10 protein-coding genes are annotated in these 7,135 nt (G+C 28.5%); all 10 read right to left on the bottom strand.

The genetic code is table 11. The annotated features are described in order from the left end of the window. Nucleotides 1-13 precede the first annotated feature (13 nt). Nucleotides 14-169, bottom strand: a complete 156-nt coding sequence (locus tag JCM7501_RS12910; RefSeq protein WP_156202101.1) for a hypothetical protein — start codon at nt 167-169, stop codon at nt 14-16. Nucleotides 170-195: 26 nt separating this feature from the next. Then, on the bottom strand, nt 196-606 hold the full coding sequence (locus tag JCM7501_RS14285; protein ID WP_409373526.1) for a DUF5412 family protein: 411 nt from the start codon (nt 604-606) through the stop codon (nt 196-198). A gap of 333 nt (nt 607-939) precedes the next feature. Next, the gene (locus tag JCM7501_RS05230) at nt 940-1,218 is read right to left on the bottom strand and encodes a hypothetical protein (protein ID WP_012996089.1); all 279 of its coding nucleotides are present in this window, start codon (nt 1,216-1,218) and stop codon (nt 940-942) included. Between the two features lie 644 nt (nt 1,219-1,862). Then, complete coding sequence (locus JCM7501_RS05225; RefSeq protein WP_028992357.1) at nt 1,863-2,606, bottom strand: hypothetical protein; 744 nt, start codon at nt 2,604-2,606, stop codon at nt 1,863-1,865. 914 nt (nt 2,607-3,520) lie between these two features. Next, nucleotides 3,521-3,802, bottom strand: coding sequence for a hypothetical protein (locus tag JCM7501_RS05220; RefSeq protein WP_245599077.1), 282 nt, complete (start codon nt 3,800-3,802; stop codon nt 3,521-3,523). A gap of 11 nt (nt 3,803-3,813) precedes the next feature. After that, complete coding sequence (locus JCM7501_RS14280) at nt 3,814-3,957, bottom strand: hypothetical protein (protein ID WP_255549817.1); 144 nt, start codon at nt 3,955-3,957, stop codon at nt 3,814-3,816. 218 nt (nt 3,958-4,175) lie between these two features. Next, on the bottom strand, nt 4,176-4,898 hold the full coding sequence (locus JCM7501_RS05215; RefSeq protein WP_012996095.1) for a SurA N-terminal domain-containing protein: 723 nt from the start codon (nt 4,896-4,898) through the stop codon (nt 4,176-4,178). A 53-nt stretch (nt 4,899-4,951) separates the two neighbouring features. Further along, entirely contained in the window at nt 4,952-5,473 is a 522-nt protein-coding gene (locus JCM7501_RS05210; RefSeq protein WP_028992356.1) for a hypothetical protein, read from the bottom strand. 388 nt (nt 5,474-5,861) lie between these two features. Next, a complete protein-coding gene (locus JCM7501_RS05205; protein ID WP_012996097.1) occupies nt 5,862-6,146 on the bottom strand; it encodes a hypothetical protein in 285 nt (94 codons plus the stop codon). 484 nt (nt 6,147-6,630) lie between these two features. After that, nucleotides 6,631-7,002, bottom strand: a complete 372-nt coding sequence (locus JCM7501_RS14275) for a hypothetical protein (protein WP_256201170.1) — start codon at nt 7,000-7,002, stop codon at nt 6,631-6,633. Nucleotides 7,003-7,135: the final 133 nt, after the last annotated feature.

The raw sequence follows: 7,135 nt of genomic DNA, 5'->3' as shown, positions 1-7,135 counted from the left end.
CTCAATTCTATCATCACCCTCCATTCAATTTCACTCTTCCAAATATGTCTGGAGTTACAACTATTTCTTCTCTACTAGATTTTTCGGATAATGAAAATTTTGCAAAAAGGATCATAGCCGAAGCTAAAATGGCAACCAAGGCCAATAAAAATATTACTCTTTTTTTCATCTAATTCCCCCTCTGATTAGATCCTTTTAACCTTCAGTTATGTACACATTCCTTTTTAAATATATCTTCTCACCATTTATTTCAATTTGATTATCACCAATCTTATTCATTTCTACATCGTACATAGGGTACTTGCTGTACAGGTTTTTAACTAATAAAATTCCCTTAATAATCTCTTTTTCCTGTCTTACTACAATTCCATAACTCGTTGTGGCACCTCCATTTGTTCTATATGCTACAACAGAATAGGATGTAAATTTGACATCATGGATAGGCTTAAATGCACTCTTCCAGCTTAAAGTAAAAATACCTATTAAAATAACAATTTCAATTGCCATACTCAATAAAGATAGTGCTGCAAAAAAGATGCTGTTCAATATTTTACAAATCTTATGCTTAAACAGAAAGCCATTAATTAGTAGAACTATTGGTATCATTTGCACGCATAATGCAAAAATATAATTCAATAGGGAAAATTTAAAGCGCAATACTGGATAAAAGTAATTTATTACCCATAAAACATAAATAACTATTAAAACTATATGTATAATGTATTTGTTTTTGTAAAACCATTTATTCATTGTCATCACCTAAAATGACTTTTGTCTCAAATATCCATCGTTGCATTGACTTTATCCCCATAAACTTGCTATATATTTCCATAACCCGATGTATTCCAATATTAAAGCTAAGCTATAACACATAATCAGGCTGCCTTGTGCCCTGCCGATCATTTTATAAATAATATCATCATCATACTCCTTCAATTATTAGGATTTTTTACTTTTCCATTTAATCAATAATTCATTAGCAAAATAGATTGCAAAATAAATTATTACTACATCTATAGCAAATATACCCATATTGAAACTTGTTGATGTCAATAATGTAATTTTTGCTTTTAATAAATTATCATTATAAGTAGTCAAAAAGGCAAAAGGATATCCATAATGGATGGCAAACCCATCTGTTGATTGATATGGAAGTACGTAAGCCAACAACAAAGTTAACCACGCTGCCCAGTTGAAAAATCCCTTATTGAATTTCACAAATTTCTCACTCCCCCTATTGTCTCCCATTATATTACTTCTACATATCTTTACAAATTCCTCCTCTGTTTACTAAATTGTAATATTTATGTAACATTGTTGTAATACTTTGATTTTATAATGCAACATTTAAAGAAAAAAATAAAAGAGCAGGAATTTCCTGCCACTGTTTCGAGTTATTCTTACTTGTCCCTTTTATATTTCTTCCAGTGGATGTGGATATTTTTGCTTAAAATCCAGACAAATGAACCTCCCCTTGTCTTTTGTCATACTTTATCCAGCATATATCCTTATGAGTTCTAGTATAATTACAAATATTACAACACAACTTACTATCAGCCCATAATTATCCCTATTATTCGTTTTGATTTACTACTTAATTTATTAAATCTTTTAAACATGGTTTAATATCTCCTCTCTAATAAAAATCTGATTACTTAACGGCAATAAATACAGTTTACAAAATTAATGCTCCTGCATATTACAAAGCGTTAACTTTGTAATATGCAGTAATTTATAAAAACAACATCCAAAAATATTTAAACTGAAACTTTAAATGTCCAGAATCCTTTAATTATTCGTCTTGAAAAGTTAATGTTCTGAAAAATTAATCTTCACCACGCGAATTAATACTTTTAAATATTTTATAATTTATTTACCCATCCTCCAGCATTGTTGTAAATATCACCCCACACTCCAACTTGAACAGTCTGGATTGGAATTCCTAAATCTATCATAGTTAAATCTGCAGTAGAATATGCTTTATCCCCAAAAATCCAAGCAGTTTTTCCACTCCACGAATACGACCAGGCTGGAGCTAATAAATTTCTTGATACAACATGATCATATCCAACTATACTTAATATTGAATAATTATCATGTTCATACTTAACCCATGAGGTTGTTTCAAATACGGTTATTCCAAATACTTCTACCCAGCGTTTATATGTTGCAGTAGTCAGTTCAATTGATGAACTAGAAATTGTATAATCTCTTTTATCTAGTAATTTATCAATACTATTATCAACTACTATATCACCACCTAAAAAGGTTTCTTTTTCGCTATCTCCTAATGCTTTAAACACATCCCTCATTAGTTCTTTATTATTAATTATTTCAATGAATTTTTCTTGCTTATCTTTTGTTAAAGATTTGTATTTATATAGCGCATTTATAATAGCATTTTTTTCTTCACTATTACTATTATTGGCTTTTTGGATTAAATAAGATTCATATTCTTGAGGTGAATTAACCATTAATTTTTTATTGTTTAAATTCGAAATTTTTAAATCGGTAGCAGAGGCTGGACTCAAAGTTGAAATTGAAAGAAACAATGCAATTGCAAACAATAAAATTAACTTTTTAATATTTAAAGACTTTTTTACCATTATTAACACCACCTGTATTATTTTTTAACATGTTATTATCTAAAATATTTTCTTTTTCTAACACTTTCAACTCCTTTCCTAATAATTCTAAGGACTACCGGTAGTTCCTTCTATATCCATGGTATACTATTTCCAACGTCATGTCAATTGACCAAAAGTATAAATTTTTACTAAAATAGCACTTACTTTTGTACTTTAGTATAAAATTTAATTTCTTTTCTTCTAAAATTTGTACTAAAGTACAACTTTTTAATAAATTTACACTTTAGTAAACAGTAAACAGACAACGGACAACAGGGACGGTTCCTCTTGTTCGATTTATTTTTTTGAAATTTTCAATTAACACTATAGCGATATCCCAAATCATCAGTTACATACAATCCCCAACTAAACATGTACACTTTTGTAATAGTTTATTTCGCATTTGGAATTTTACTGACCATCCTACATTTTTTTAGATAAAAATAAAAAAGAAGGCAAATACTCAGTAAATTACAGGTATCTATTAGCTCTTATAATTCCACTGGTAGTTATAATGATTTTGTATCCCACAGCACCATTTTACTTTAATTCTATTATTATGTAAAATCACTTCCTTAATTTACTTTCCATCTCAGTAGGATATTCTCTTGTTTTCACAAATTTACAAAAAAGCCCAGACAATACTTTTCTGTCCAGGCTTTTTAAATTTCAGACAAAGGAAACCGTCCCCTTTGTCTGTCCACAAAATACTATGAATTAACTCATTTTGACATCAGATTAACACCCCAGATGCTTCATGAAATTTCTAAAGAAATTAATTTAGAAGACGGAAAAACTCAATAATGAATATAAAAGAGAGGGCTCTTTTAAAAAAGCCCTCTCTTTTCCCACCTTATTTAACTTTCATCAGACTTTTCCAATCTTACTATTCTTTACTTAATAGATTGCCAAAAAGATTGCAAATAATCCTTTTCAATTGGCTCTCCAACAATATTATACGTATACCCATTTACTATAATTATACTTTTCTTATTTTTTTCATCAAAGGCTATAAATCCACTTTTCCCATGATAATAAAAATTGATTGCATAATAAGAAAAATCTATTCTCCCCTTTACATTGCTATTCATCTTATATTTGTATTCTCTTAACCATCCGGTTAATTCCTTGATTTTTTCTTCATCTTCTGTTATTTTAGATTGTCCATCTTTCAATATCTCTACTTTTAAACACCATCAAGATTAAACCCAATTGCTTCATCAATGGTCTTTATTCTATAATCATACAGATTTTTAATTAAAATAGCAGCAAAGCAAATTATCATCACTAATATAATAACTTTTACTTTCTCATCCATTTTTATTTCCATCACACCTTTAATTTCTTACTTTAAACTCCACAACCTCGATTTATCAATTCACCCTATCTCAATATTTTGTAATTAACTTAATCAAAATTAGAAAATCTCATTTTCTCACTAAACTTAAGCTCTTTTCCCTTTACTAAATTATGCCTTTTTAAAACAACACAACACCTCCCTTCCGCACTTGGGATAAAGAGTTCCCAATAATATTAGCATGAGGAAATCTATTGTTGTAAAAATTTACCATCTAATATTTCTATCTTATATTTTTTTCGTAACTCGTTTTTATACTTTTCAAAAAATTCATTAACCTTATTTATATCGTTTTTATCCTTTTCAGACATTGCTGATATAATTTTATTTTTCAAATTCCCTATTGAAAGTATTTTTTGGTAATAAACTATTATTTCGTTCCAATATTCATCTTCAGACATTCCCAATCCTTTAATATATGCTTTAAAATTATAAATTTCTTCCATTGCCTCTTTTTGATTTTCACATTTTAATTCCCCTTTTGCAATAGCATTCATAATATACCTTGTATTTTCCATAAATTTTTTAGCATCATCATAGGTAACATTTAAACCCTGCCTCTGTGCTTCTTCATATAATATAGCTTCATCGATCAATTTATTTAATATATCTTTTCTACTCACGTCTACACTCAAAAAAGAATTAATATTTAGGTTACTATTTTGTAATTCAGATAATTTCCTATTTAATACTTCTTTTTGGAATTTATTAAATAATATCTGCATTTCAATATCTTCTTTTGTGATTTTTGTGTTTCCAACTTTTGCTATTATAACATCCCTGTCTTTCTCATATTTTAGACTATTTTTCCCGAGCAAAAACCAAGGATTTGAACCAGCTGCTGTAATAATAGATGCAGCCAAAATTGTTATTAATAAAACTATCATCAACAAAATTTTTCTATTTTTACTCATTTTACAAACCTCCCGTATATATTTCATTATCTAAAATTTTACCTATAAACTTTTTATTGCTCTAAGCTACTACTAAATGTCTTCCATATGTTCAGTGTTTCTGGGGCTATCACCTGTATAGTTCCTTCCTCTTTCCACGTATCTGAAAATGTATCAAAAAATAAATTAGTATAGTTAACACCATATTTCACTATATTATCAGGAGAAATAATTATAGGCGGGTATGTGAAACTTTCTAATGTGGTATACAAAGAATTATTTTTATACCATTTAATATGCAATAAATTTATTGTCTCACTGAAAGGCATATTTCTTCCATTTACAGCTGTTCCTGATAAAAAACTTTGTGTCACAGTTATGTCTCTCCCACTAATGTCATAAAAATAACCAACATCTACTATTATTGTTTGAACAAAAGGTACAATTGCTCTGTTTTCTACAGGATAAAACCATATATAAAGGTATTTTGTTTCTTTGTGAGTAAGAGAATCTGCTTTAGCATTAACCGAAAATGATAATACAGAAGTAAAAGTAATTACAAAAATAATTAAATAAACGGTATATTTCCGTAACACTTTTAAATACCTCCTTCTATTATCTTTCATTTTCTCTTAATATCTTAGTTTTTCTTTATAGGAATCAAACAATGGGGACGGTTCCTTTTGTTTGAGCTACTTTATAAATTTTCAATTTTAAACATATACAAAAATATATACAAAATCTCTAAATTTACATAGTAATAGTATAATTACACATTTGAATTCTAACGACATTCCAAATTCTGTTTCTTTGCAACTTCGTCCATTTTTATTTTACAATAAACACACACCTACTTTTGTATTGCTCATACAAAAGCCTAAAGAGCTTAATCACAAAGACTAAAATAACAATATTTACTACTAATACTATAATTGTTACAATTGAAAAAATAAGAATATAGGGGAACAATAAAACACCTCCTTATCAGTAGTTAGCCAGCGAATAATACCCATCATTTCCAACATATAACCTCAACCTAAAGGTAGTTGTAAACAAATTTTCTAATGTCGTTCCTTCCCATTCTAAAGTTGCATAAGCAGGTCCAGAAATGTCTTCGCGCGCTTTATTTATTCCAAATGATGTAAGCGAATAAGTCCCAACCATAGCTATTGCATAATCATAAACTTTACTGATATAATCATCACCACCATTTACTAATACAAAATCTGCATAGAATTCTGCAGCTACAAGTATTCCTAAATGACTCACTCTAACATGTGTTTATTTTAACCCTCTCCTTTTTAATAATTCTAAAGACTACCGGTAGTTCCTTCTATATCCATGGTATATTATTTCCATCGTCATGTTCCAAAAGTATAAATTTTTACTAAAATAGCACTTACTTTTGTACTTTAGTATAAAATTGAGTTTCTTTTCCTCTAAAATTTGTACTAAAGTACAACTTTAACATTCTCTTTTTTACTAAATTGACACTTTAGTATAAACGTCTTTTCAAACGCCTTATATTAAATCTAACTTTGTTGCTTTGTACACACAGTCCTTTACATTCTTTGTTCCCAACAACTTAAAAATTTTCCTTTTGTGATTACTTTATATTACTTAGTGACATGTTGATTGTTTTTGCAATTTCTTTATCTGTTTTCCCTTCTGCCGTAAGCTTGAGTATCTCTATATTTCTATATACTTTGTCAGTAAAAATGCTATTGCTACAAAAATATCATTAAGCTCATTTTCAGAAGACATGTACTATCCCTATCAAATTTCCTTTTTTATCAAAAATAGGTCCAGCAATACAATTTAATCTTTTTAAATCTTCAATGTAATGCTGTTCTTTTCTTACAACCGCTATATTCTTCTCTCTTATCGCTAGTGATACTGCATTTGTCCCTGCAATTTCTTCTTTTAACATCATGCTTTCATTTAAAGAAAAATTGGTATTATCATAAGGTAAAATTAATTCTAATATTACGCCTTCTTCGTCAGTCAACAAAAATAAAAAATTTTTGAAACTATTGACACCTCTTAAATTTTCAACGCTTTTGTGAAAAGCTTTAATTAGTGACTCTCTTTTGTTATCCTTAATAAGTTTTACATTATTCAACATTATTAATTTTTTATCCGGCGTTAATCCTCTTTTTGAACATCTCCCCCAAGATTGTTCAAAGGGTCTTTATGTGTCTCAAATCTTATTACCTCCCCCATATTATCCCTCCTATTATACTACTCCTACATATTAT

The sequence above is a fragment of the Thermoanaerobacter thermocopriae JCM 7501 genome, assembly GCF_001310975.1.
In the GTDB taxonomy this organism is placed as follows: domain Bacteria; phylum Bacillota; class Thermoanaerobacteria; order Thermoanaerobacterales; family Thermoanaerobacteraceae; genus Thermoanaerobacter; species Thermoanaerobacter thermocopriae.
The sequence above is the reverse complement of the archived record's forward strand: the minus strand, read 5'-3'. Positions and strand labels throughout refer to the sequence as shown.

What these genes read in the sequence shown, in the direction of transcription:
- JCM7501_RS12910 (WP_156202101.1), bottom strand. Translation starts at nt 169, where the DNA reads ATGAAAAAAAGAGTAATATTTTTATTGGCCTTGGTTGCCATTTTAGCT.
- JCM7501_RS14285 (WP_409373526.1), bottom strand. Translation starts at nt 606, where the DNA reads ATGATACCAATAGTTCTACTAATTAATGGCTTTCTGTTTAAGCATAAG.
- JCM7501_RS05225 (WP_028992357.1), bottom strand. Translation starts at nt 2,606, where the DNA reads ATGGTAAAAAAGTCTTTAAATATTAAAAAGTTAATTTTATTGTTTGCA.
- JCM7501_RS14280 (WP_255549817.1), bottom strand. Translation starts at nt 3,957, where the DNA reads ATGGAAATAAAAATGGATGAGAAAGTAAAAGTTATTATATTAGTGATG.
- JCM7501_RS05215 (WP_012996095.1), bottom strand. Translation starts at nt 4,898, where the DNA reads ATGAGTAAAAATAGAAAAATTTTGTTGATGATAGTTTTATTAATAACA.
- JCM7501_RS14275 (WP_256201170.1), bottom strand. Translation starts at nt 7,002, where the DNA reads ATGTTGAATAATGTAAAACTTATTAAGGATAACAAAAGAGAGTCACTA.